A 24,753-nucleotide genomic window follows, 5' to 3' on the forward strand; every position below is an offset into this window, starting at 1 on the left:
TCCAGTCTTCTTGTTGCTGCTGAAATCGTCTTCAGCAGGCCATAGATGTCGCTCATTAAACCACAACCCGCCCGGACTGTGGATAAAAATCTGGTCGAACCGCTGCGCACTGCCCGCTTTTACGGCTGTTTTTGCTGGCGATTCTGGCGGCGATGGCGCCAGATTTCAATAATGCCCGGCAGGATAGAGACGATGATAATCGCCACGATCAACAGCTTCAGGTTCTCCTGAATCACCGGCAGATCGCCAAACAGGTAACCTGCGTAGGTGAACAGCAGCACCCAGGCCAGCGCTCCGGCGACGTTATACAGGGCAAAGTGGCGATAAGACATATGTCCCATACCGGCGACAAAAGGGGCAAAGGTGCGCACGATAGGGACGAAACGCGCAAGGATAATGGTTTTTCCCCCGTGACGCTCGTAAAAAGCGTGGGTCTTATCGAGATAGCTGCGCCGGAAAATTCTGGAGTTGGGGTTGCTGAACAGTTTCTCTCCGAACAGACGTCCGATGGTGTAATTCACCGCATCGCCCAGGATGGCCGCCACCACCAACAGCGCCACCAGCATATGGACGTTGAGGTCGTTACCCGGCAACGCGGCGAGCGCGCCGGCGACAAACAGCAGCGAATCCCCCGGCAAAAAGGGGGTCACCACCAGCCCCGTTTCGCAAAAAAGAATCAGGAACAGAATAGCGTAAATCCAGATGCCGTATTGCGCGACCAGTTCCGCTAAATGCACATCAATATGCAAAATAAAATCAACGATAAAATGGATGAACTCCATCATGCTCCCTTACATCCTTCTCCGGTTAACAGTTAATCCGCGAGGAACAGTGGTCCCATGGGCGGCTGAGGTAACGCAAAATGGGATGGATAATCCACCGCCACTAAATAGAGTCCTTCCGCTCTGGCGGTCGCCGCCGCCAGCGTACGATCTTTCGCTGCCAGCAGTTCCGCCATCCAGCTTTCAGGCTGATTGCCACAGCCAATCTCCATCAGACTGCCGACAATATTACGCACCATGTGATGCACAAAGGCGTTCGCCTTGATATCCACAATCACGTAAGGCCCCTGACGCGTCACGTTAAGGTGCATCACGTTACGCCACGGCGTACGCGACTGGCACTGCACGGCGCGAAACGAGGTAAAATCGTTCTCGCCCAGCAGGCACTGACCGGCGCGGTGCATCTTCTCCGCATCAAGCGGATGATAAAAATGCGTCACGCCGCTGCCGAGGATCGCCGGGCGCAGGCGCTGATTGTAGATCACATAGCGATAGCGGCGCGCCGTGGCGCTGAAGCGCGCATGAAATTCATCCGGCACCGCCCTGACCCAGCGTACAGCGATGTCGTCCGGCAGGTTGGCATTGACGCCCAGCGTCCAGGCACCGTCGGCGCGCTGTGCAGCGGTTTCAAAATGCACCACCTGCCCGGTACCGTGCACGCCAGCATCGGTACGGCCAGCGCAAAAGACGCTGACCGGATGATTCGCCACCTTTGACAGCGCCTGCTCCAGCTTCTCCTGCACGCTGCGCACTTCCTGCTGGCGCTGCCAGCCGTAATAGCGACTGCCGTCATACTCGATGCCCAACGCCAGCTTCATGGTCTTGCCGTCGGTCATCAGTAAAAATACTCCTGCACCAGCTTCTCGGCAGTTTTCACCGCCATCAGCGCGCCGGCAAAACGGACATTATCCGCCACTGACCAGAACTGTAGCAGCTCCGGCATACCATAGTCGTTACGGACGCAGCCGATGCTGAGCTGCCCGTTGCCGGAAGCGTCACTCACCTGGGTAGGATAGTCATTCTCCTCGCTCAGGCTAATATCCTCCGCTCTGGCAAGTTCGTCACGCGCTTCTTCCGCCGACAGTGGACGCAAATTTTCCAGATAGACAATCTGCGCATTGCCATAAAACACCGGCGCCTGCACGCTGCTCACCGCCACCGGCAAGCCCTCATCCTGCAGAACCTTACGCACCTGATCCACCAGACGACGCTCGCTCTCTACGCTGCCGCTGCTGTCGACCTGCTGCGGCAACAGGTTAAACGCCAGCTGACGTCCGTAGAAATGATCTTCGGCAGGTACGCCATTCAACAGACGCGCGCTCTCGCCAGCCAGCGCATCGACAGCGCTTTTACCGTGGCTGGAGACCGAAATCAGGTTGGTGACCTGTAAACGGCTCAGACCGGCCGCTTCCACCAGCGGTTTGATGGCGGTCAGCAGCTGGCTGACCAGACTGTCGGCCACGCTGATAATGTTGCGATTGCGATAATCTGCCAGCACCTGCGGATTCACATCCGGCACCACCAGCGGCACGTCGGGCTCGAGGGCAAAACGTTCGCTGCTGTCGATTACCAGGCAGCCCGCGCTGGCCGCCTCTTCGGCATAACGCTCCGCTGCTGCCGCACCCGCTACAAAAAAGGCCAGCTGCGCCTGTGACCAGTCAAACGTCGCCGCATCCTGCACAATCAGGGTGCGTCCGTCGAAACGCTTGTTTTCACCGGCACCGTTTTCACTCGCCAGCAAATATAATTCACCAACCGGGAACTGGCGTTCCGCCAGCAGTTCCAGTACAGCGTTCCCTACTGCGCCTGTTGCGCCCAGTAGCGCAATATTCCAGCCGTCAGACATGGTGGTTTACTCCAGACAATGACATAAAAACAGAAGGCGGTGAGATTCACCGCCCGGGGATTCGGATTATTTACCAGTGACCGGCGCTATCAGCCCGCGGGCTGATACTCTGCACTAAAGCCGAGCTGCTGCAACATCTCTGCCGCCGGGGCGTGATCGCAGATCACCTGTAATGATGACCACTCCCGCCGCTCCTGGTAGTTTTTACGCAGGCGATCAAATTCCCCTGCACGGGCGGCAACCTTGCGTAACGCCGCATCATCGCGGCGTACATCATACACCAGATGTACCAGCCGTTTCAGCGTTGACTGATCGAGCGGCCCGTGCAGCCGGATTTGACTGATGTCCGGCGTGGGCAGCAGCGAGGAGAGCGCCACCTGCTGCGGTTCGCCGAGAAAACGCGTCCAGGCTTCGAACACCTGCGTGGTGCCGCGTGCCTTGCCTTCCAGGGTATAGCCGGCAATATGCGCCGTGGCGATATCCACTTTCTCCAGCAGTTCCAGCGACAGCTCCGGCTCCGGCTCCCAGACATCCAGCACCACGCGCAGGTCAGGACGTTGCGCCAGCACCGCCAGCAGCGCGGCATTATCTACCACCGGGCCGCGACAGGCGTTAATTAAAATGGCATCGGGTTTCAGCGCCAGCAACAGGTCGCGATCCGCCAGATGCCAGCTTTTGTACGCGCCCTGCTTAAAAAGTGGCGTATGGAAGGTAAGGATATCGGCCTGCGCCACCAGCGTCTCCAGCGGCAGAAATTCGCCCGCCTCGCCGCGATCGGCACGCGGCGGATCGCACAGCAGGGTTTTCACCCCCCAGGCGGCCAGACGTCGCTGCAGGCGGCTACCCACATTCCCCACGCCGACGATACCGACCGTACGATCGGTGAGCTGGAAGCCATCGCGCTCCGCCAGCATCAGCAGCGCAGAGAAAACATATTCCACCACCGCAATGGCGTTACAGCCCGGCGCAGCGGAGAAGGCGATGCCAGCCTGCGTCAGCCAGGCTTCGTCAATATGGTCAGTACCGGCAGTGGCGGTGCCAACAAATTTCACGCCTTTTCCCTGCAACAGCGCCTCATTCACTTTGGTGACTGAGCGCACCATCAGGCCATCGGCGTCGTTCAGCGCCGCCTCCGGTAACGGGCGTCCTGGCACGGCGACCACCTCGCCGGTGCGACTGAATAACTCACGGGCGTAAGGCATGTTTTCATCGACGAGAATTTTCACAGCGCGGTTCCTGTTTCTTGCTGAGTGAAGAGGGATATTCTGGCACAAAGGCGCTATGAAAACCTCCCTCCCCTGCATGCCAGCGTGCGCGATAGCGCTCCGGCGTGGTGCCTGCCTGCTGCTGAAACATCACGATCAGCGCGGAGGCGGAGCTGTAGCCAAGATCCAGCGCGATCGCCTGCACCGTGCGCCCCTGCTCCAGCTGGGCGATGGCGCGCAAAAAGCGCAGCCGCTGCCGCCACTCGCTGAAAGACATATTCAGCGCCTGCTGACAGCGCCGCGCCAGGGTACGCTCGCTGGTAAACACCCGCTTCGCCCACTCAGCCAGGGTGGTGTTGTCGGCGGGATTAGCCTCGAGGGCGCGTAAAACCGGCGCGAGGAATTTATCGTCCGAAACGGGCAAGTAGCTTTTCTGCACCGGGGCGCGCCGCAACCGATCGCGTACCACATCGCACAGCCGCACATCCTCCTCCGTCTGCGGCTGCTCCAGGCCACGGCGGGCAAACTCCTCCAGAATGGCGTGTGCGATGGCATCGATATTGATCAGACAGGCGCGTTCCGGCAGCCCGTCACAGAGCGCGGCGGCAAGGTTAAAGGTGAGAAAACGGGACTGCCGCGCATTATAGCTGGCATGAGTATGGCCCGGCGGGATCCAGATGGGTATATCGGCGGGCGTCAGCAGCCGTTCGCCTTCGACACGCATCTCCAGTACGTGGCTTTTCACCAGAATCATCTGCCCCCAGGAATGTTGATGCGGCAGATATTCGGTATGAGCATGCGCCTGGTCAAAGCGCAAAAAATAGCGCAGACGTTCCGCATCCGCCGGGGGCTGATAGTTTATCTGAAGATTCATTCTGTCCGGTTACTAAACAAAGATTGTCCGATTTTAACTATCTGCCAAAAACCCGACAAGCGTACACTGACCATCATTGCATATTGAGGTGAGTGGTATGACGTTTCTTTTCCCGCTGTTTGCCGTTCTGATCTGGTCGATCAACGCCATTGTCAGCAAAGTGTCCGCCGGTGCGATCGATCCCGCTGCGATCTCGTTTTATCGCTGGCTGCTGGCGCTGCTGGTCCTGACCCCCTTTGTGCTGCCAAGCGTCTGGCGCAATCGTCAGCAGATTAAAGCGCAGGGGTGGCGTCTGCTGATCCTCGGCCTGCTGGGCATGGTGCTGTATCAGAGCCTCGCCTATTACGCGGCGCACAGTGTCAGCGCGCTGTTTATGGGCATTCTGAACGCCCTGGTTCCGCTGCTGACAGTGCTGCTCAGCCTGCCGCTGCTCAGCCTGGCGCCAACGCGCGGCATCCTGATCGGCGGCATCATCTCTTTCAGCGGGCTGACGTGGCTGGTGAGCCAGGGGAATGTGCCGCTGCTGCTGAGTCACGGGCTGGGTAAAGGCGAGCTGATGATGATCGCCGCCTCCACTTCTTATGCGCTCTATGGCGTCCTGACCAAACGCTGGGCGATTCCGTTACCCCTGTGGCAGAGCCTGTATATGCAGATTCTGTGCGGCGTGCTGATGCTGACGCCCGGCTTTCTGCTGGCACCGCAGGTGGCACTGAATATGCAAAATATCCCGCTGGTGCTGTTTGCTGGCATTCCGGCCTCGATTTTCGCCCCTTTCCTCTGGGTGCAGGGGGTACAGCGCCTGGGCGCCAGCACCGCGACCATCTTTATGAACCTGGTGCCGCTGTTTACCGCCCTGATTGCGGTGATCTTCCTGCATGAACAGTTGCACAGCTATCACTGGATTGGCGGCGGACTGACGCTGGCCGGGGTGATCATTGCCCAGCGGCTGAAAACGCCGCTGACCCGGCGCAAAGCGCTTACTCCACTATGTAAATCGGATCCCACGGCCTGAAACTGACCTGCACGCGCAACCCGCCGAGGGTGGCGCTGCGCCCCAGGCGGATCTGCGCATCGTGCCAGCTGCAGATATCATTCACCAGCGCCAGCCCGATGCCCGCTCCCGGATGCTGGCTGCTGTTTTCCAGGCGGCGAAACGGCTGCAGTGCCTGGCGCTGCTCCGCTTCGGCGATACCCGGCCCGCTGTCCTCAATCTCCAGCGTGTAATCCCGGATCCGCGCCGTTACCGTGCCCTGCTGCGGGGAATATTTAATCGCATTATCCAGCAGGTTAGCGCACAGCTCGGCCAGCAGCAGCGGATCGCCCGCCACCAGACACTGCTCCTCCCCTTCATAGCCGAGATCCACCGCTTTGTTACGTGCCGCCGGATAGCAGATAAAGCAGGCATCGCGCACCACCGCCGCCAGGTCAACGCGCGCCATCGGCTTCTCTTCGCCATGACGCGCCTTGATACGCGCCAGCTGCAGCAGGCGATCCGTCAGCAGAATGGTATCATCCAGGGTATGACGCATCCCCTGCAAACTCTCCTGCCACTGTTCAGGTTGCGGACTGCTTAACGCCAGCCCCACCTGGGTTTTCAGGATGGTCAGCGGCGTGCGCAGCTGGTGCGCTACATCGGCGCTGAAGCGTTCCTGACGCGCCAGCAGGCCGCGTAGTCGCTCCATGTAGTGGTTAATAGCCACAATCAGCGGATGCAGTTCCGACCAGGGCAGCAGCGCGGGTAGTGGCGTCAGCTCGCCCGAATCGCGCTGTAGCATAATGCGTGACAGCTGCCGCAGCGGGCGCAGCACCTTGCGTAGCATCAGCCCCGCCAGCAGTAGCGTCATGATCACCAGCAGGCTCTGACTCAACAGCGCGGTGCGCAACAAGCCGTCGGCAAACGCCTGGCGCGAGTTCACCGTCTCGGCCACCAGTACCAGCGCCATGCCTTCGAACCCTTCTTCGCTCACCGGCTGCCAGAGGGCGGCCACGCGGATACGCTGCTGCATATAATCAGCATCGTAAAAATAGACCAGCGCCGGGTAATTGGTTGACATCTTACTGTTTTCCGGGATGCCGGGCAGATTGTCATAGCCGGAAAGGGTTTTGCCCTCCGGCGAAATCACCTGGTAGAAGAGCTGATCGTTCATATTACGTTCAAAGCTGTCGAGCACCACCCAGGGGACATCCACCTCCAGCCTGCCGTGACGCACCTCCAGCCGCTCCGCCACGGTGCGCGCCGAGGCGAGCAGCGTGCGATCATACGCGTGATTCGCCGCATGCAGCGCGCTCTGATAATGGGTATAGACAGAAAATCCCCCGAACAGCAGCAGCGGAATACCAAGCCAGATCAGCAGTTCACCGCGCAGTGAATGGATCAGGCGCACGGATGATACTCCAGGCTGTAGCCCAGCCCGCGCAGGGTAACAATCGCCACGTTGCTGCCCTGCAGCTTTTTACGCACGCGATGAATATAGAGTTCGATACTTTCCGGGCTCGCCTCATCCGCCAGGGTAAAGGTTTGCTCATACAGCTGCTGACGCGACACCGGACGCCCGCGCCGCTGCATCAGGGTGGTTAACACGCTCGATTCACGCGGTGTCAGCGCCAGCGGTCTTTCCCGCAGCAGAAAATAGCCTTCATTATCCAGCAGCAGGTCGCCAAAGGTCTGCGCCTGCGCCACCTGGCCTTCACCCTGGCTGCGGCGCAGCAGCGCACGAATGCGCGCCTCCAGCTCTTCCAGCTCAAAAGGTTTGGTCAGATAGTCATCCGCGCCCTGATTCAGGCCACGCACGCGATCATCGAGTGCGCTGCGCGCGGTCAGCAACAGCACCGGCACGCTCTGGCCACGCTTGCGCAGCCGCGCCAGCACTTCCATACCGTCGAGTCGCGGCAGCGATACATCCAGCACCACCAGCGCATACTGTTCGCTCTGCAGTACATGGTCGGCGGCGACCCCGTCCGCCACCCAGTCGACGGCAAAACCTTTCTGGGTTAAAGCTTTTTGTAACCAGCGCGCCAGTTCAGCCGTATCTTCTACCAGTAAGAGACGCATATCACATCCTGTCATTATTTCCGGGCAATGAAAGGTAATTGAAAGGTTACTGTTTTAACAATTCAGCAACCCCGAATTTTCGGGAGCAATCACACTCTGGAAGAAAGAATGGAGCGCACAATGAAAAAAATGATCCGCACCGCGTTAGCCAGCAGCCTGTTTTGTCTGGCAATCCCGGCCACTTTTGCGGCAGACGCCCCCTCTCGTACCGAATGTATCGCTCCGGCGAAACCCGGCGGCGGCTTTGACCTGACCTGTAAGCTGTTACAGGTGTCATTACAGGAAACGAAACAGATCACCTCCCCGATGCGCGTCACCTATATGCCTGGCGGCGTGGGTGCCGTGGCCTATAACGCCATTATTGCCCAGCGTCCGGCAGAAGCCGGTACGGTGGTCGCCTTCTCCGGCGGCTCGCTGCTCAACCTGTCGCAGGGCAAATTTGGTCGCTACTCGGTAGATGATGTGAAGTGGCTGGCGGCGATCGGCACTGATTACGGCATGATTGCCGTGCGCGCCGACGCCCCATGGAAAGATTTAAAAGAACTGATGGCGGCGATGAAAGCGGATCCCACCAAAGTGGTGGTCGGTGCCGGTGCCTCAATTGGCAGTCAGGACTGGATGAAAACCGCGCTGCTGGCGCGTGAAGCGGGCATCGATCCACGCAAAATGCGCTATGTGGCGTTTGAAGGCGGCGGCGAACCGGTAACCGCCCTGCTGGGTAACCACATTCAGGTGGTGTCCGGCGATATGAGCGAAATGGTGCCGCATCTGCAGGCGGGCAAATTGCGCGTGCTGGCGGTGATGTCAGACAAGCGTCTGCCAGGCCAGCTGGCGGACGTGCCCACCGCCAAAGAGCAGGGCTTTAACGTGGAATGGCCGGTGATCCGTGGCTACTACCTCGGCCCGAAAGTGAGCGACGCCGACTATCAATGGTGGGAAAGCGCCTTCAAAAAAATGGTGGAAACTGACGAGTTTAAAAAGCAGCGCGATCTGCGCGGTCTGTTTGAGTTCAACATGTTCGGCAGCGAGCTGGACACCTATGTGAAAAAACAGGTCGCTGACTATCGTGAGCAGGCAAAATCTTTTGGCCTGGCAAAATAACCGGAGGTCGTGATGAGCGATCGTATCTTTGCCGCGATCTGGCTGCTGCTGTGTCTCAGCGGCCTGTTCGTCGCCTGGGGCATTCAAAGCGATTACAGCTACGAACCGGTGGGGCCTCGCCCTTTTCCGATGTTGATCCTCGGTCTGATGGCGATCTGCGCGTTGCTGATGCTGTTCCGCAAAGCAGACCCGGTACAGTGGCCCGCCCGTCCGATGTTAAAACGGCTGCTGGCGCTGAGCCTGATGCTGTTTCTCTATGGCTGGCTGTTTGAATCTCTCGGCTTTCCGCTGACCACCACGCTGCTTGCTTTTGGCATGGGGGTTCTGTTTGGCGCCCGCTGGTGGGCTGCCGCCCTTTCCGGCGTGGTGATGGGCTGCGCCCTGTACTGGGCGTTTGACCGCCTGCTGGAAGTCACCCTGCCGTTCGGCAGCTGGCTGAGTTAAAGGAGTTCCTGATGGATACCTGGTCTTTTCTGATGCAGGGCTTCGGCGTCGCCATGACGCCGGGCAACCTGATGATCGCCCTGATCGGCTGTTTTATCGGCACCATTGTCGGGTTGCTGCCCGGCCTTGGCCCGATCAACGGCGTAGCGATTCTGATGCCGCTGGCGTTTGCCCTGCATCTGCCCGCAGAGTCGGCACTGATTCTGCTGGCTACGGTGTATATCGGTTGCGAATATGGCGGTCGTATTTCGTCGATTCTGCTCAACGTGCCGGGGGATGCCGGTGCCATTATGACGGCAATGGATGGCTATCCGATGGCGCAACAGGGCAAAGCGGGCGTGGCGCTCTCTATCTCGGCAGTCAGCTCGTTTATCGGCTCCACAATCGCTATCGTCGGCATTATCCTGTTTGCCCCGCTGCTGGCCAGCTGGTCGCTGGCCTTTGGCCCGGCGGAATATTTTGCCCTGATGGTGTTTGCTATCGCCTGTCTGGGCAGCATGATGAGCCATAACCCGCTGAAATCCTTTCTCGCGGCGCTGATCGGTCTCGGTATGGCCACGGTAGGCGTGGACGCCAACACCGGTGTCTATCGCTTTACCTTTGACAGCGTGCATCTCTCCGACGGTATTCAGTTTGTGGTGGTAGTGATCGGCCTGTTCTCGGTGAGCGAAATTCTGCTGATGCTGGAATCGACCCACGGCGGCCAGAAAGCGGTACGCGCCAGTGGGCGCATGCTGTTTAACCTGAAAGAAGCGGCACTTTGTACCGGCGCGACCCTGCGCTCCTCACTGCTCGGCTTTGTGGTGGGCGTGCTGCCAGGTGCCGGTGCCACCATTGCCAGCGCCATCGCCTGGATGACAGAGAAGAAAATCAGCGGTAGCGATCAGTTCGGCAAAGGAGATATCCGTGGCGTCGCCGCGCCGGAAGCGGCCAACAACGCCTCCGCCTGCGGATCCTTTATTCCGATGCTGACGCTGGGCATCCCCGGCTCCGGCACCACGGCGGTGATGGTGGGCGCGCTCACGCTGTATAACATCACCCCGGGCCCGGCGATGTTCACCGAACAGCCCGATATCGTCTGGGGGCTGATCGCCGCCCTGCTGATTGGTAACGTGATGCTGTTGATCATGAACCTGCCGATGGTCAATGTTTTTGCCCGTATGCTGAGTATTCCGCTCTGGGTACTGGTTCCGGCCATCGCCTCCATCTCCGCAGTGGGCGTCTATGCCGTGCACAGCACCACCTTCGATCTGCTGCTGATGGTAGGGCTGGGTATTTTTGGTTACATCCTGCGCAAAATGGATTTCCCCATGTCGCCGCTAATCCTCGGCTTTGTGCTGGGGGAGATGCTGGAGCAAAACCTGCGTCGCGCCCTTTCCATCAGTAACGGTAATCTGCCGATCCTGTGGGAAAGTCTGATTTGTAAGGTGTTGCTGGTACTGGCGGTGGCGATTCTGGTGGTACCGCCGCTGTGGAAACGCTGGCGTCGCAAGCGCCTGGCGCTGGCTACCGCGAAATAATCTGCAGCTCGCCTGAAGTTTGCACTGAGCCCCCGTGGGATTTCCCGGGGGCTTTTGTTATCATATGCCCTTCTTCTTCCGGCCCACCCGGATCTGACCCGTTTTTCCAAGGATTCCGCCATGCAACCTGTTAGCGGCCCCGGTGTGCCGGTGGGCGATCGCTCTCCTGTCACCGCACAATCTGGCGCGACGCGTCCCGGTTCCGCCCCTGGCGAGCAGCCTCTCTCCCCGGCGCAGCGCACCACGCTGGAGCGGTTAATCGTGCGCATTATGTCGCTCAGTACCTTAAAAGGCGCTGAACTGTGGGCAGGCGTGCGTCATGAAGTTGGGGTCAAAAACGATACCGAATTGCAGTCGCGCCACTTTCCCCAGGCGGAGCAATATTTAGCGGGACGTCTGACGCAGGTGCAAAATGGCCACGCCACACGCCAGCTGCTGCAGCAACTGACCGGTATGCTGCCGCAGGGCAATAATCGCCAGGCAGTGAGTGATTTTATCCGTCAGCAGTTTGGTCAGACGGTGCTGAGCGCGCTGTCGCAGGATCAGCTGCGTCAGGTGCTGACCATGCTGCAAAACGGCGAGATGGCGATCCCGCAGCCGCAGCAGACGCGCATTACCGATCGTACCCTGCTACCGGCGGAGCATCAGACGCTGAATCAGCAGGTGGCGCGCCTCGCCGCGGCCACCGGCGAACAGCCGGTCAAACTCTGGGCCGCGATGCTTAAACTGGTGAACCTGAAAAGCGGCGATCCGATTCCGTCACGCCACTTTCCGCTGCTGACACAATATCTGCAGGTGCGTCAGACATTCAGCCAGCACAGCGCTCCGACGTTACAGCTGGTGGAGTCGTCCCTGAAGCAGCCGCCCGATGCCGCAGAGCATCGGCTGCTGGAAGAGTATTGCCAGCAGCGCTTCCAGGCCACGCCGCAGACGATTCTGACCGCCGCCCAGACCCAGGATCTGCTGAATCTGTTGTTCAGCCGACGCGCGGAAAAAAATACCGAGCAGCCGCTGGCCGCCAGCGAGATCCAGCCGCAACCGATCTGGAATCCTTTTGTCACGCCGTTGCCTGCGGTGCTACAGCCGCTGACCCAGCGTCCCCTGGTGACCACCGTGGTGGCGCTGGTAGTGGTGGCATTGCTGCTGTGGATCCTGCTGTAAGTTAACAGCCACACACCGCTGTCGGCGCTGCCCCGGGCCATTCGCCTGGCGCATCGCCCCAGGCCAGCGGATGGCCGTCACGCTTCCAGAAATCCAGCCCGCCAATTAACTCTTTTACCTGAAAGCCCAGCTGCGCCAGTTTGAAAGCCGCTTTGGTCGAACCGTTGCAGCCGATGCCGTCGCAGTAAGTGATATACACTTTGCCGGGATCGAGCCGGGCGGTGCTGGCCGCATCCATCGTGCGATGCGGGAAGCTGATCGCCCCACAGATATGCCCGCTGCGGTAAAGCGCCGTGGCGCGCGCATCAATCACCACGATGGACGACACCCCCTGTGCCAGATCTTCAGCCAGATCCCAGGCATCGGTATAAAAAGTCAGTTTATGGCGCAGATATTCCAGGCTCTGCTGCGCGCTGGCAGCAGGAAAAGCGAGAACGGCGGACATAGCGAATCTCCTGTTGTGTAAAGAGGCCAGTTTACGGCAAAGTGGACTGCTCAATGAGACCCATTATAACCATCGGGTAAGACCATTATGGCGGCCTCTCCCCTGCTGCACCTTTTTCAGCATCACACCCAGGGCGGTCTGCGCGATCGCCTGTGTGCCACCCTGCGTCAGGCAATGACCGCCGGCCATCTGCGCTATGGACAAAAGCTCCCTTCCACGCGTCAGCTGGCTGCCGATCTCCAGATCTCACGCGTCACGGTAGAGGCGGCTTACAGCCAGCTGGAGAGCGAAGGCTACCTGCGGCGGGAAACCGGGCGTGGCACTTTTGTCACCATTCCTCTTCCGGCGACGTTACGCCAGGCGCGACCGGCGCGCGCGCCACGCTTTTCCCGACGCGGACAGCAGGTGCTGATCACCGGCGGCTGTCAGGATCCCCCTTTTCCACACGCGTTTGCTGCCGGTTCTCCGGAGCTACGCGCTTTTCCACATCTGCTGTGGCGGCGTTTAAGCGCCAGCGTGCAGCGCTCCCTCGGCGCGGCGGTCATGCGCTACGGCGATCCCCTCGGCTATCTGCCGCTGCGCACGGCGGTTGCCGACTACCTGGCGCTGGCACGCGGCGTAGAGTGCCAGCCTGAACAGGTGGTTATCCTGACCAGCTCGCAACAGGCACTTCAGCTGCTGGCGATGATGTTTCTCGATCCCGGTGATGAGGTCTGGCTGGAGGATCCCGGTTATCCCGGCGCGCGCAATGCTTTTCTTACGGCTGGTGCGCGCTGTCACGGCGTGCCGCTGGACACGGAAGGGGCTATCGTCGGCCCAGGCGGTGCAAAACTGATGTACCTGACGCCCTCGCACCACTACCCCACCGGCGTCACCATGAGCCTGGCGCGTCGACTGCAATGGCTTCACTGGGCACAATGTCAGAACAGCTGGCTGATTGAAGATGATTACGATAGCGCGTTTCATTATCTGGATCGGCCCGTGCCCTCGCTGCAGGGACTTGATCGTCAGGATCGGGTCATCTCTCTTGGCACCTTTTCCAAATCGCTGTTTCCCTCGCTGCGTCTCGCCTGGATGGTGCTGCCGCCAGCGCTGGTTGAACCCTTTGGTCAGGCACGCAGCCTGATGGATGGTCACAGCGCACTGCTGCCGCAGGCGGTGACGGCTGCTTTCCTGCAACAGGGCCACTTTGCCGCGCACCTGCGCCTGATGCGTCAGCTGTACCACAGCCGACGCGATTTCCTGCTGGCGCAGCTGGAAAACCGGCTGGGTGAATGGCTGGTACCGCAACCCGCGCCTGGCGGCCTGCAAATGATCGTGCATCTGAAAAGAGGAGACGAGGCGCAACTGACCGCGCAGGCGGCGGCGCTGGGCCTCAGCTTACCGCGCCTGTCGCCGCTGTATGCCGCTGCGCCCGCGCAGCCAGGCTGGATTCTGGGATTCTCCGCGCTGGAACGCGCGGAACTGGTAGCTGGCTGCGATAAACTGCTCCGGCTGTTCAGCCGTGACGGGCAAAGCGCCAGGTAACGAGCATCCCCAGCAGCGCGCAGCAGGCACCTGCCGCATAAACTGAACCGTAGCCCGCCGCCGTAGCCAGCAAGCCAGTCAGTGGGCCGCTGGCACCGTAGGCAATATCCTGAAAGGCGGCGAAACCGCCCAGCGCCGTGCCCCGCACCTGCGGCGAGACGCGTTTCACTACCTCAACGCCGAGCGCCGGAAAAATCAGCGAACAGCCCGCACCGGTGAGCGCAGCGCCCAGCAGCGCTATGCCGCCGTGGGTTGCCAGCGCCAGCAGCAACAGCCCCACTGTCTCAATCAGTAACGAAACCAGCGCCACGCGCGCCCCGCCATAGCGATCGGGCAATCCGCCGAAGAACAGACGCACCAGCACAAAGGCCAGGCCAAAAGCGCTGAGCGCCAGCCCGGCATGGTCCCACTGTTGGGCGGCAAAATAGAGCGAGGTAAAGGTGCCTATCACGGCAAAACCGGCACCCTGCAGCGCCAGCGCCAGACCGGGCTGGAAGATGGTGCGCACCACGCTCAGCAGTGACGGGCGCGCTCCGCCCTGCACCGGCACCGCCCGGATCCAGAGATTACAGAGCAGCGCCAGCAATGGCAGCGCAACAGACACCATGCCCAGGCCAGCAAAACCCCAGTGGTGTTCGATCAGCAAGCCCAGCGGCGCGCCGGCGGCCAGCGAGCCGTAAATTGCCATGCCGTTCCAGGACATCACCAGGCCGGAACGTCTCGCCCCTACCAGCCCCATCCCCCAGGTCAGATTGCCGGTCAGCAGCAGGCTTTCGCCAAAACCCAGCAGCAGACGCCCCAGCACCAGCAGCGCGAATTTCGCCATCGGCGGCAACGGCAGCTGCGCCGCCGCCAGATAGGTGACCCCCACCAGCGCGATGGCAAAAATGCCGTGCAGCGTGGTGCGTTTCGCGCCATGCCGATCGGCCCGGCGTCCGGCAAAGCCGCGCGTCAGCAGGGTGGCTAAAAACTGGATACCCACCGCCACGCCGACCATGACATTGCTCATGCCCAGCGACTGATGAACATAAAGCGGGATCACCGGCAGCGCCAGCCCGACGGTCAGATAGGAAAGAAAGACCGCGCAGGCAGCACTGGCCAGCGGCAGGGTCGAAGCGTGATGAGGCTCAACGGGCTGAGACGACATGAATAACATAGCTCCTTGTTCAGACAGACGTCAGAATGGCATCACCTCACGCAGCGCTGGCGCTTCCCTGCGACAGAAAGCCGCCAGGCACACGCGCAGGTCATGCAAGATCGTTAAAAGCACAGAGATTGCGGCAGGATTGTGACAAGCCCTGGACGTGCTGTCAAAACAGCGGGGCCAGCATCAGCTGGCCCCGTGAAGAAGAGGTGCAACGAAGGACACCTCATGCTGCCTGAAAGATCAGGCAGAGTATTTACGCATGGTCAGGGTGGCATTGGTGCCGCCGAAACCAAAGCTGTTGGACATCACGGTAGTGAGTTTCTGCTCGGTCGGTTGGGTCACGATGTTCAGACCTTCTGCCGCCGGATCCAGCTGCTCGATGTTAATGCTCGGCGCGATAAAACCGTGCTCCAGCATCAGCAGGGTGTAAATCGCTTCCTGTACGCCCGCGGCGCCCAGAGAGTGACCTGTCATCGCTTTGGTCGCTGACATGGCCGGGCAGTTGTCGCCAAATACTTCACGAATCGCGCCCAGCTCTTTCACGTCGCCAACCGGCGTTGAAGTACCGTGGGTATTCAGGTAGTCGATCGGGGTATCTACGCCCTGCATCGCCATACGCATACAACGGACGGCGCCTTCACCTGACGGCGCCACCATATCTGCGCCATCGGAAGTCGCGCCGTAGCCGACGATTTCCGCGTAGATGTGCGCGCCACGCGCCAGCGCGTGTTCCAGCTCTTCCACCACAACCATACCGCCGCCGCCAGCGATAACGAAACCGTCGCGTTCCGCATCATAGGTACGTGACGCTTTTTCCGGCGTGTCGTTGTATTTAGTGGAGAGCGCGCCCATGGCGTCAAACTCACAGGACATTTCCCAGCACAGCTCCTCGCCGCCGCCCGCAAACACGATATCCTGTTTGCCCAGCTGAATCTGCTCAACCGCGTTACCGATACAGTGCGCAGAGGTGGCACAGGCGGAGCTGATAGAGTAGTTTACGCCGTGAATTTTAAACGGCGTCGCCAGGCAGGCGGATACACCGGAAGCCATCGCTTTGGTCACCATATAGGGACCGACGCCGCGCAGCCCTTTCGCGCGCATACCGTCAACGCTGGCTGCCTGATAGAACGGGGAACCGCCGCCGGAGCCAGCCACCAGGCCAACGCGGGGATTGTTCTGATATTGCTCAGTGGTCAGGCCGGAATCTTTAACTGCTTCCAGCATGGAGATATAAGCATAAGCCGATGCATCACTCATAAAACGCAGCACTTTGCGATCGATGAGGCTGGAGATCTCTTCTTTAGAGAGCTTAACGTTTCCCCAGACGTGACTACGCATGCCGGAATCTTTCAGCTCCTGCGAGAAGGTAATGCCAGAGCGCCCTTCACGCAGAGAAGCCAGCACTTCTTGCTGGTTATTACCAATGCTGGAAACGATTCCCAGGCCAGTAATCACTGCACGTTTCATTAACTCTTCCTCTTCCACTTCTTTTGTTTGACGTGCACTCTAGCTTACACTTGTACGCCGAACAAGTCCGATCAGCCATTTCTGATTGTAAATTTGCGTCATGTGACTGGGGTCGCTAAAATCGCGCCACTGCCTGCTGAATGAGCCTTTCCCTGTGAAGTTAACCCCGGTTGAACATGCCAGACTGAGCTGGAATGAACAGGGTACACCTGTTTCCCGAGCCTTCGACGATGTCTATTTCTCAAACGAAAATGGGCTGGAAGAGACGCGTTATGTCTTCCTGGGCGGCAACGACCTGCCGGCGCGTTTTGCCCGTCATGAGCGCGATCTGTTTATCGTGGCGGAGACAGGCTTTGGCACCGGGCTGAATTTTCTTACCCTCTGGCAGGCATTTGATAATTTTCAGCGTCAGCAGCCGGACGCCCGGCTGCAGCGCCTGCACTTTATCAGCTGTGAAAAATTCCCCCTGACCCGGAATGATCTCAGCGCCGCACACGCTCACTGGCCGGAACTGGCGGATTATGCCCGCCAGCTGCAGCAGCAGTGGCCTGCCGCGCTGCCGGGCTGTCAGCGCCTGCTGTTCGATCAGGGACGGGTAACGCTCGATCTCTGGTTTGGCGATATCAACCAGTTAATCGATCGTTTTGATGACAGCCTGCATCGCCAGGTGGATGCCTGGTTTCTGGACGGCTTTGCCCCGGCCAAAAACCCCGATATGTGGACGCCTGAACTCTTTGCCGCGATGGCGCGCATGGCGCGTCAGGGCGGCACCCTGGCCACCTTCACCGCCGCAGGCTTTGTGCGCCGTGGCCTGCAGGCGGCGGGATTTAGCGTCAGCAAACGCAAAGGTTTCGGCCATAAACGCGAGATGTTGTGCGGCAGCCTGAACGAGGCACCCTCGCTGCCGTTACGTCAGCCGTGGTACGCCCGGCCAGCAGCGCGCAGCCAGGAGATCGCCCTGATTGGCGGTGGCGTGGCCAGCGCCTGCCTTGCCCTGGCGCTGCTGCGTCGCGGCTGGCGCGTCACCCTCTATTGTGCGGATGCCGCTCCGGCGCAGGGGGCCTCGGGTAATCGCCAGGGAGCGCTCTACCCACTGCTTAATCAGCATGATGCGGCGCTGACGCAGTTTTTCCCCGCCGCCTTCAGCTTCGCTCGTCGTTTTTATGATGCCCTGCCGCTGCCCTTCGAGCACAGCTGGAGCGGGGTCTTACAGCTGGGCTGGGATGAAAAAAGCGCTGAAAAAATCGCGCAAATGCTGGATATGACTCTGCCCGGCAGCATCGCCTGTGGCGTTGATCAACAGCAGGCGGAGGCGCTGGCCGGGGTAGAAACCGGCTGTGGCGGCATTTTTTACCCGCAGGGCGGCTGGCTCTCGCCAGCAGAGGTGACCAGCGCCATGTTGCAACAGGCAGAAGGACAGGGATTGCGCATCCACTGGCTGCATGAACTGACGCAGCTGACTCCCGCCGCCGAAGGCTGGGAGCTGAATTTTTCCGCACAGCCGCCCGTCTTTCACCAGCAGGTGGTGCTGGCGACCGGCCACCGCCTCAGCGATTTTCCGCAGAGCGCCAGACTGCCGGTCTATGCCGTTGCCGGTCAGGTGAGTCATATCCCCGCTACCCCCGCGTTGTCGGCGCTGAACACCGTGCTCTGTTACGAAGGTTATCTCACGCCGGTAAGCCCGCAGTTTGCCACCCACTCCATCGGGGCCAGCTATCATCGCGGCGATACCGCCACACACTATCGCCCGGACGATCAGCAGGAAAATCGCGAGCGTCTGCTGCGCTGTCTGCCTGCCGCCCGCTGGGCGCAGGCGGTGGATGTCAGCGCAGGCGAGGCGCGCATGGGCGTACGCTGCGCCACGCGCGACCATCTGCCAATGGCGGGCAGCCTGCCCGACTATGAAGCGACACTGCAGCAGTATGCACAGCTGGCGCGGCAACGTGAACGGGGAGAAGCGATCGCTGAGGCACCGGTCTGGTCGGGGCTGTGGCTGCTGGGAGCGCTGGGATCACGCGGATTGTGCAGTGCGCCGCTGGCGGCGGAAGTGCTGGCAGCCCAGCTGGCGGGCGAGCCTCAGCCGCTGGATGCGGCGACGCTGGCGGCACTGAGCCCCAATCGCTACTGGGTAAGAAAACTGCTGAAAGGAAAAGCGGTGTAAACAGCAAGGGCGGCGCACCGCCCTGCCGTCAGGCAGACTGACGTGCCTGTAAAAACAGATTATCCCACATGCCAATCACCAGCGCCTGGTCGCGCGGCGAGAGTTCGCCGGCGGCGATGGCGTTCTGCAGGCTATTGGTGACCTGAATCTGCAACGCTTCCGGCGTATGCTCACCACTCTGCTCAATTTCCGCCACGGCTAACGTGAGGTGACCACGCAGATACCCGCTGGCAAACAGCTCATCGTCACTGGCGTGGTCAACCATCTCGTCAATCAGGGCCAGAATACGCGCCTCAAATTCTGCGATCATCTCAATTCCTCTTTGTCATCAGACGCCGTTCAGCTCAGATCTTCCGGCCAGGGAAACTGCGCTGCCGTCAGCGGCGGCGTGCCATAAAATTTGCCTAATTCATCAATAAAACGCGCTGGCCGGGCGGGGATCCCGTTTTCCAGATAAGCGATAACCTGAGCATGTACCTTGCGCTGAAAAGCGATGCGATCCGGTTCACAATCTCCATCGAGATTGTCACAACTTACGTTGAAGGGAAAGCCTGCCGCAACACAAAACATCCACTCCAGTGCCTGCGGCTTCACCTCTACCGCTTCGAACTGGCTCTGGGTTTGCGCATCGCGTCCATCCGGGCAGTACCAGTAGCCAAAATCGACCAGCTTGCGGCGCGCTTCACCGGCGATACACCAGTGAGAAATTTCGTGCAGCGCACTGGCGTAGTAGCCATGGGCAAACACCACCCGGTTCCACGGCGAGGTGTCGTCTGCCGGAAGATAGATGGGTTCATCATCGCCTTTAATTAGACGGGTCTGAAAGTCGTCGCCGAAACAGCGATCGAACAGCTCAATCAGCTGTTGATAGTGGTGCGTAGTGGTCATGGTATCAGTATGTAGTCAAAAAACGGCGCCATTGTCGCATCTGGCGCCCGGCATGATGAGTAGTGTTATACGATTCGTTACAGGCTGGCGAACCAGGCGAGCAGCGCGCTGCCGTGGCTGTCCCACAACAGTTTGGTGCTCATTACCGCCGAGACGATAACCACCATCGGGCGGATCAGCTTCTGACCGCGGCTTAATACCAGACGGGCACCCAGGCGCGCGCCGCAAAAAGCCCCTACCATCATAATCAGGCCGGTAGCCCACACCACTTTGCCGCCAAACATAAAGAACAGCAGGCTGGCTAAGTTGGAGGTAAAGTTAAGCACCTTGGCGTGCGCCGTGGATTTTGCCAGGTTGTAGCCGCAGAGCGTCACAAAGGCCAGCGCGTAGAAAGAGCCTGCGCCAGGTCCAAAGAAGCCGTCGTAAAAGCCAACGCAGCCGCCCCCGATCAGCGCAAAAGGGAGACCGTGCAGACGGCGGGCGCGATCCTCTTCGCCAAGACGCGGCATCAGCAGGAACCAGAGGCCAATGGAAATCAGCAGCAGCGGCAGGATCTGACGCAGAATTTCCGCATCCAGATGCTGGATCAGCAGCGTACCCAGCACCGAGCCAATAAAGGTCATGGCGATATTCAGCCACTGCTCATTCAGTTTGACCGCGCCGCGGCGGATAAAATAGAGGCTGGCGGAGAAGGATCCGCCGACCGACTGCAGTTTATTGGTTGCCAGCGCCTGCGCCGGCGTGAGTCCTGCCGCCAGCAGCGCCGGTACGGTAAGCAGACCGCCCCCGCCAGCGATAGAATCGATAAAAGCAGCCAGCATCGCGACAAAGAACAGGAGCCCGACCAGCAGCGGGCTGATAACGAACCAATCCATGCGATTCCTTAGAGTAAATGTTGATCCAGCAGCGCCTGACAGGAGGGCGGCAGCGGAGGCGGTTGCCGTTTTACCGGCGCGCCTGTACCTGGTTTTTTCGGCGCAAACCAGCTTTCCAGCTCGGCGTCACAGCCGTCGCCTGGCGGCGGCGGCGGCTGATCCTGACACTCCAGGCTCTCCGGCGGGCAACGCAGCCGGACATGCATATGCGCGCGATGGGCGAACCACGGGCGCACCTTGCGCAGCCAGTCGCGATCCGCGCCCGCATCGGCACAGAGCTGTTTTTTAATAGCCGGATTCACAAAGATGCGCGATACCTCGTCATCCCTGGCCGCCAGCTTAATCAGACTGACGATTTCCGGCCGCCAGTGACGCGCCAGCACGTTTTTACCGTCGACTGCCACCAGATCCAGCGGCTGCGGCTTCAGCAGCTGCTGCGCAGACCAGCGCGTTTTCGGCAACTGCAACCAGATATCGACATCAAGGCCAGTCTGATGACTGGCATGGCCGCCGTTAAAGCGTCCGCCCGCCGCCATGCCCATATCCCCGACCAGCACCTCGCCCAGCCGCAGGTTATGCACCTGAGCGCTGAGGCGCTGGATAAACAGAATTAGGTCAGGATGGCCGAAATAGCGCCGCTGATCGGGGCGCATCACCTGATAGCCCTGCGCCTCCAGCGGTAAGGGTTGCGCGCCGACAATACAGCCATTGGCAAAGCCGCCAATGGACTGCGGCGCACCGCTGATCGGCTGGCGAATATTTTGCCAGGGGGTTGCCGCCAGAGTGGCGACACTGAACAGCAGCGCCGTGAGCGCGAGTAAAGCCGCTTTCATCACATCACCAGCGTGGTACGGTGGAAATCACATCGGCGCACTGGGCGCGATGGCGCAACAGATGATCCATCAGCACGATCGCCATCATCGCTTCAGCGATCGGCACCGCGCGGATCCCGACACAGGGATCGTGACGACCTTTGGTGATCATCTCCACTTCTTCTCCGTCACGGGTAATGGTTTTGCCCGGCACCGTGATGCTGGAGGTAGGCTTCATTGCCAGGTTCGCGCTGATCACCTGCCCGCTGCTGATACCGCCGAGAATGCCGCCCGCATGGTTGCTCTGGAAGCCGGTAGCGCGGATCTCATCGCGATGCTCGCTGCCACGCTGGCCGACCACGGCAAAACCGTCGCCAATTTCTACCCCTTTCACCGCATTGATGCTCATCAGCGCATGGGCCAGATCGGCATCCAGGCGATCAAACACCGGTTCACCCAGTCCCGGCGGCACGTTCTCTGCCATCACCGTGACTTTGGCGCCGATAGAGTCGCCCTCTTTTTTCAGACCGCGCATCAGTTCATCCAGCGCGTCAAGTTTTGCCGGATCGGGACAGAAGAACGGATTCTCCTCCACAATACTCCAGTCTTTCAGCTCGCAGGCGACGTCGCCAATCTGTGCCAGATAGCCGCGCACCTGAATGTTGTGCTGCATCTGCAGATATTTTTTGGCGATGGCCCCTGCCGCGACGCGCATCGCAGTTTCGCGCGCGGAAGAGCGTCCGCCGCCACGGTAATCGCGCAGGCCATATTTTTGTTCGTAGGTGTAGTCAGCATGGCCGGGACGGAACAGATCTTTAATCGCGCCGTAGTCCTGCGAACGCTGATCGGTATTCTCAATCAGCAAACCGATGGAGGTGCCGGTTGTCACGCCTTCAAAAACGCCGGAAAGGATTTTTACCTGATCGGGCTCACGGCGCTGGGTGGTATAGCGTGAAGTGCCCGGGCGTCGCCGATCAAGATCGTGCTGGATATCCGCTTCACTCAGCGGAATGCCCGGCGGTACGCCATCCACAATGCATCCCAGCGCAATGCCGTGGGATTCGCCAAACGTGGTTACTCGAAAAAGTTGCCCGATGCTGTTTCCGGCCATGGTAGTTCCTTGTACAGGTTCGCAGGCGTGGATCGCCCGTCATTCAGTCTTTGTAAAATGAAAAATGGTGTTGCGCATCAACAATCTGCTGGCGCGTCAGCATAAAGACGCCATCGCCGCCGTTGTCAAACTCCAGCCAGGTAAAGGGCACATCGGGATACTGCTCCATCATATGCACCATGCTGTTGCCCACTTCGCAAATCAGCACGCCCTGTTCGCTGAGATAACCGGGCGCGCAGGCGAGGATACGGCGCACCAGTTTCAGTCCGTCGCTGCCCGCCGCCAGTCCCAGTTCCGGCTCATGACGATATTCATCCGGCAGATCGTCCATATCTTCCGCATCCACATAGGGCGGATTGGTGACGATGAGATCATATTTCACCGCGGGCAGGCCACGGAACAGATCGGCGCGAATCGGCGTCACATGGTGAATTAAGCCGTGAGCTTCAATATTCTGCTCCGCCACTGCCAGCGCATCGACAGAGATATCGACGGCATCCACTTCCGCTTCCGGGAAGGCGTAAGCACAGGCAATGGCGATACAGCCGCTGCCGGTGCACATATCCAGGATATGACGCGGCGTCTCTGCGATCAGACCGGCAAAGCGATTCTCAATCAGTTCGCCAATGGGTGAACGCGGCACCAGCACCCGTTCATCGACATAAAATTCATGACCGCAGAACCAGGCTTTATTGGTGAGATAGGCCACCGGAATGCGCTCGTTCACGCGGCGGATCACGCGCTCAACAATGCGGTGGCGTTCGCTGGAGGTGAGACGCGCATTGCGCATATCTTCCGGAATATCCAGGGGCAGCCAGAGCGTGGGCAATACCAGCTGAACGGCTTCGTCCCAGGGATTATCAGTGCCGTGACCATACCAGATACCGGCAGCGGAGAAGCGGCTGACGGCCCAGCGCAGCATATCCTGAATGGTGTGCAGTTCGTTGACTGCCTCATCGACGAAAATTTTGTCCACATAGCCCTCCGCAGGCCGTTTGCTGAATCGGCCGATAGTTTGCCACGAAGCCGGGCAGAATTCAGCGCAGCAGCGTGAAAAAGCTGACATTTGTTTACGCTTAAGGTTAAGGTAACGCCACCGGCTGACAGACAGCCTTATCTGATGACCCTGACGCTGCCATGAGTAAAAAAGATCCGCTTAACAATGAGGATAAAGCGCTGTTCCGCCAGCTGATGGCCGGGACGCGCAAACTGAAACAGGACACCATCGTGCATAAACCGACGGTGAAAACGCGGGAAGTGCCGCTGAAACGCCTGCTTTCTGAGCAGGCGGATAATAGCCACTACTTTTCTGATGAGTTTCAGCCGCTGCTATCCAGCGAGGGACCGGTGCGTTACGTGCGCAGCGACGTCAGCCATTACGAGCTGAAAAAATTGCGTCGTGGCGACTATACGCCGGAGATTTTTCTCGATCTGCACGGCTTAACGCAACAGCAGGCCAAACAGGAACTGGGGGCATTAATCGCCGCCTGTCGCCGTGAGCATCTGTTCTGCGCCAGCGTGATGACGGGGCACGGTAAGCATATTCTCAAGCAGCAAACGCCGCTCTGGCTGGCGCAACACCCCTGGGTGATGGCATTTCACCAGGCCCCCAAAATGTTTGGCGGCGATGCAGCGTTGCTGGTATTGATTGAGGTTGAAGAGTGGCAACCGCCTGAGTTGCCGTAACAGGCGTCTGCGCCTTGTCGGCTCGCCAGTGATTAGATCGCTTTCGCCAGTTTGGCAGGGCTGACCTGCCACTCCAGTTTGCCTTCGCAGCTGTCGGCATCAAAATTGATACAGGCGATGGCGGAGGTGGCAAACATCGGTGGCGCTTCCTGCGGGCAGAGTTCCGCGACCAGGTAGCCCACCAGCGGCAGGTGCGAGATCACCAGCACCGATTTTACCCCTGCGCGCGCCAGGGTCTGCAGATAGCAGGCGACCAGGGCCGGATCGCCCCCGGGGGTCAACTCCGGTAACACTTCGTGCCCTTCAGGCAGATTCAGCGCTTCACGTACCGTTGACAGCGTCTGTTCCGCACGTAAATAAGGACTCACCAGTACACGTTCAATATCCAGGGTCTGGCTGTTCAGCCAGCTTGCCATCTGGCGTGATTCATTGCAGCCGCAATGAGTAAGAGGTCTGACTGAATCACTGGCAGCTTCAAGAGCTGCATCGCCGTGACGCATGATAAAAACTTGCATAAAGCACCGCTGTTGATTAGAGATCGCTGACCAGCCAGCTGGTCAACTCTTCATTCTGCGAATGAACGCTGTGTTGTACCTTAATGCTTTGAGTCGAGTCAACTGCTTGCTTAATAAATAGTCAATTTCTCAGA

25 protein-coding genes are annotated in these 24,753 nt (G+C 59.6%); 8 read left to right on the top strand and 17 right to left on the bottom strand.

Annotated features, from left to right (window positions below):
• Nucleotides 1–119: 119 nt before the first annotated feature.
• The 5 genes from E0E17_RS01040 to E0E17_RS01060 form a co-directional block, all read right to left on the bottom strand.
• Nucleotides 120–782, bottom strand: coding sequence for a DedA family protein (locus E0E17_RS01040; RefSeq protein ID WP_130835422.1), 663 nt, complete (start codon nucleotides 780–782; stop codon nucleotides 120–122).
• Between the two features lie 32 nt (nucleotides 783–814).
• On the bottom strand, nucleotides 815–1,618 hold the full coding sequence (truA, locus tag E0E17_RS01045) for a tRNA pseudouridine(38-40) synthase TruA (RefSeq protein WP_130830886.1): 804 nt from the start codon (nucleotides 1,616–1,618) through the stop codon (nucleotides 815–817).
• Complete coding sequence (locus tag E0E17_RS01050; protein ID WP_130830887.1) at nucleotides 1,618–2,628, bottom strand: aspartate-semialdehyde dehydrogenase; 1,011 nt, start codon at nucleotides 2,626–2,628, stop codon at nucleotides 1,618–1,620. Before E0E17_RS01050 ends, truA begins: the two co-directional genes overlap by 1 nt.
• A gap of 89 nt (nucleotides 2,629–2,717) precedes the next feature.
• Nucleotides 2,718–3,854, bottom strand: coding sequence for a 4-phosphoerythronate dehydrogenase PdxB (gene pdxB / locus E0E17_RS01055; protein ID WP_130830888.1), 1,137 nt, complete (start codon nucleotides 3,852–3,854; stop codon nucleotides 2,718–2,720).
• A complete protein-coding gene (locus E0E17_RS01060; RefSeq protein WP_130830889.1) occupies nucleotides 3,835–4,707 on the bottom strand; it encodes an AraC family transcriptional regulator in 873 nt (290 codons plus the stop codon). Before E0E17_RS01060 ends, pdxB begins: the two co-directional genes overlap by 20 nt.
• Before the next feature lie 97 nt (nucleotides 4,708–4,804).
• Here E0E17_RS01060 and E0E17_RS01065 point away from each other — a divergent pair, with 97 nt between their 5' ends.
• Nucleotides 4,805–5,719 carry a DMT family transporter gene (locus tag E0E17_RS01065; RefSeq protein WP_130830890.1) on the top strand — a complete coding sequence of 305 codons (915 nt, stop codon included), beginning with the start codon at nucleotides 4,805–4,807 and terminating at the stop codon, nucleotides 5,717–5,719.
• Here E0E17_RS01065 and E0E17_RS01070 read toward each other — a convergent pair.
• The gene (locus tag E0E17_RS01070; RefSeq protein ID WP_130830891.1) at nucleotides 5,685–7,091 is read right to left on the bottom strand and encodes a sensor histidine kinase; all 1,407 of its coding nucleotides are present in this window, start codon (nucleotides 7,089–7,091) and stop codon (nucleotides 5,685–5,687) included. The genes E0E17_RS01065 and E0E17_RS01070 overlap by 35 nt on opposite strands.
• The gene (gene tctD, locus E0E17_RS01075) at nucleotides 7,082–7,759 is read right to left on the bottom strand and encodes a transcriptional regulator TctD (protein ID WP_130830892.1); all 678 of its coding nucleotides are present in this window, start codon (nucleotides 7,757–7,759) and stop codon (nucleotides 7,082–7,084) included. The genes E0E17_RS01070 and tctD overlap by 10 nt, the downstream gene beginning before the upstream one ends.
• 120 nt (nucleotides 7,760–7,879) lie before the next feature.
• Between tctD and E0E17_RS01080 the strand changes: the two genes are divergently transcribed.
• From E0E17_RS01080 to flk, 4 genes are all read left to right on the top strand, one after another.
• The gene (locus E0E17_RS01080) at nucleotides 7,880–8,860 is read left to right on the top strand and encodes a Bug family tripartite tricarboxylate transporter substrate binding protein (RefSeq protein WP_130830893.1); all 981 of its coding nucleotides are present in this window, start codon (nucleotides 7,880–7,882) and stop codon (nucleotides 8,858–8,860) included.
• 12 nt (nucleotides 8,861–8,872) lie between these two features.
• On the top strand, nucleotides 8,873–9,304 hold the full coding sequence (locus E0E17_RS01085) for a tripartite tricarboxylate transporter TctB family protein (protein ID WP_130830894.1): 432 nt from the start codon (nucleotides 8,873–8,875) through the stop codon (nucleotides 9,302–9,304).
• A gap of 11 nt (nucleotides 9,305–9,315) precedes the next feature.
• The gene (locus tag E0E17_RS01090; protein WP_130830895.1) at nucleotides 9,316–10,824 is read left to right on the top strand and encodes a tripartite tricarboxylate transporter permease; all 1,509 of its coding nucleotides are present in this window, start codon (nucleotides 9,316–9,318) and stop codon (nucleotides 10,822–10,824) included.
• A 120-nt stretch (nucleotides 10,825–10,944) separates the two neighbouring features.
• Entirely contained in the window at nucleotides 10,945–11,985 is a 1,041-nt protein-coding gene (gene flk, locus E0E17_RS01095; protein ID WP_130830896.1) for a flagella biosynthesis regulator Flk, read from the top strand.
• Nucleotide 11,986: 1 nt separating this feature from the next.
• Here the strand turns inward: flk and E0E17_RS01100 are convergent, their stop codons facing one another.
• Entirely contained in the window at nucleotides 11,987–12,430 is a 444-nt protein-coding gene (locus tag E0E17_RS01100; protein ID WP_130830897.1) for a rhodanese-like domain-containing protein, read from the bottom strand.
• 87 nt (nucleotides 12,431–12,517) lie between these two features.
• Between E0E17_RS01100 and pdxR the strand changes: the two genes are divergently transcribed.
• Nucleotides 12,518–13,957, top strand: coding sequence for a MocR-like pyridoxine biosynthesis transcription factor PdxR (gene pdxR, locus E0E17_RS01105; RefSeq protein ID WP_130830898.1), 1,440 nt, complete (start codon nucleotides 12,518–12,520; stop codon nucleotides 13,955–13,957).
• Here pdxR and E0E17_RS01110 read toward each other — a convergent pair.
• On the bottom strand, nucleotides 13,929–15,104 hold the full coding sequence (locus E0E17_RS01110; RefSeq protein ID WP_130830899.1) for an MFS transporter: 1,176 nt from the start codon (nucleotides 15,102–15,104) through the stop codon (nucleotides 13,929–13,931). The two genes, pdxR and E0E17_RS01110, sit on opposite strands and share 29 nt — an antisense overlap.
• Before the next feature lie 240 nt (nucleotides 15,105–15,344).
• Nucleotides 15,345–16,571, bottom strand: coding sequence for a beta-ketoacyl-ACP synthase I (gene fabB / locus E0E17_RS01115; RefSeq protein ID WP_130830900.1), 1,227 nt, complete (start codon nucleotides 16,569–16,571; stop codon nucleotides 15,345–15,347).
• Between the two features lie 154 nt (nucleotides 16,572–16,725).
• Between fabB and mnmC the strand changes: the two genes are divergently transcribed.
• Nucleotides 16,726–18,732 (top strand): bifunctional tRNA (5-methylaminomethyl-2-thiouridine)(34)-methyltransferase MnmC2/FAD-dependent 5-carboxymethylaminomethyl-2-thiouridine(34) oxidoreductase MnmC1, encoded by a 2,007-nt coding sequence (gene mnmC / locus E0E17_RS01120; protein WP_130830901.1) that lies wholly within the window; start codon nucleotides 16,726–16,728, stop codon nucleotides 18,730–18,732.
• Between the two features lie 28 nt (nucleotides 18,733–18,760).
• Here the strand turns inward: mnmC and E0E17_RS01125 are convergent, their stop codons facing one another.
• From E0E17_RS01125 to prmB, 6 genes are all read right to left on the bottom strand, one after another.
• On the bottom strand, nucleotides 18,761–19,042 hold the full coding sequence (locus E0E17_RS01125; RefSeq protein ID WP_130830902.1) for a YfcL family protein: 282 nt from the start codon (nucleotides 19,040–19,042) through the stop codon (nucleotides 18,761–18,763).
• 29 nt (nucleotides 19,043–19,071) lie between these two features.
• Nucleotides 19,072–19,620, bottom strand: coding sequence for an elongation factor P hydroxylase (locus E0E17_RS01130; RefSeq protein ID WP_130830903.1), 549 nt, complete (start codon nucleotides 19,618–19,620; stop codon nucleotides 19,072–19,074).
• Nucleotides 19,621–19,697: 77 nt separating this feature from the next.
• Entirely contained in the window at nucleotides 19,698–20,495 is a 798-nt protein-coding gene (locus tag E0E17_RS01135) for a sulfite exporter TauE/SafE family protein (protein WP_130830904.1), read from the bottom strand.
• Between the two features lie 8 nt (nucleotides 20,496–20,503).
• Entirely contained in the window at nucleotides 20,504–21,328 is an 825-nt protein-coding gene (gene mepA, locus E0E17_RS01140) for a penicillin-insensitive murein endopeptidase (protein WP_130830905.1), read from the bottom strand.
• A gap of 4 nt (nucleotides 21,329–21,332) precedes the next feature.
• A complete protein-coding gene (gene aroC, locus E0E17_RS01145) occupies nucleotides 21,333–22,418 on the bottom strand; it encodes a chorismate synthase (RefSeq protein WP_130830906.1) in 1,086 nt (361 codons plus the stop codon).
• Between the two features lie 43 nt (nucleotides 22,419–22,461).
• Nucleotides 22,462–23,394 carry a 50S ribosomal protein L3 N(5)-glutamine methyltransferase gene (prmB, locus tag E0E17_RS01150; protein ID WP_130830907.1) on the bottom strand — a complete coding sequence of 311 codons (933 nt, stop codon included), beginning with the start codon at nucleotides 23,392–23,394 and terminating at the stop codon, nucleotides 22,462–22,464.
• Nucleotides 23,395–23,555: 161 nt separating this feature from the next.
• Between prmB and smrB the strand changes: the two genes are divergently transcribed.
• Complete coding sequence (gene smrB / locus E0E17_RS01155) at nucleotides 23,556–24,104, top strand: endonuclease SmrB (protein WP_130830908.1); 549 nt, start codon at nucleotides 23,556–23,558, stop codon at nucleotides 24,102–24,104.
• A gap of 32 nt (nucleotides 24,105–24,136) precedes the next feature.
• Here the strand turns inward: smrB and sixA are convergent, their stop codons facing one another.
• Nucleotides 24,137–24,619 carry a phosphohistidine phosphatase SixA gene (sixA, locus tag E0E17_RS01160; RefSeq protein ID WP_130830909.1) on the bottom strand — a complete coding sequence of 161 codons (483 nt, stop codon included), beginning with the start codon at nucleotides 24,617–24,619 and terminating at the stop codon, nucleotides 24,137–24,139.
• Between the last annotated feature and the right edge of the window lie 134 nt (nucleotides 24,620–24,753).

Origin of the sequence: [Erwinia] mediterraneensis (genome assembly GCF_900604315.1) — a bacterium.
GTDB classification, from domain to species: Bacteria; Pseudomonadota; Gammaproteobacteria; order Enterobacterales; family Enterobacteriaceae; genus Pantoea; species Pantoea mediterraneensis_A.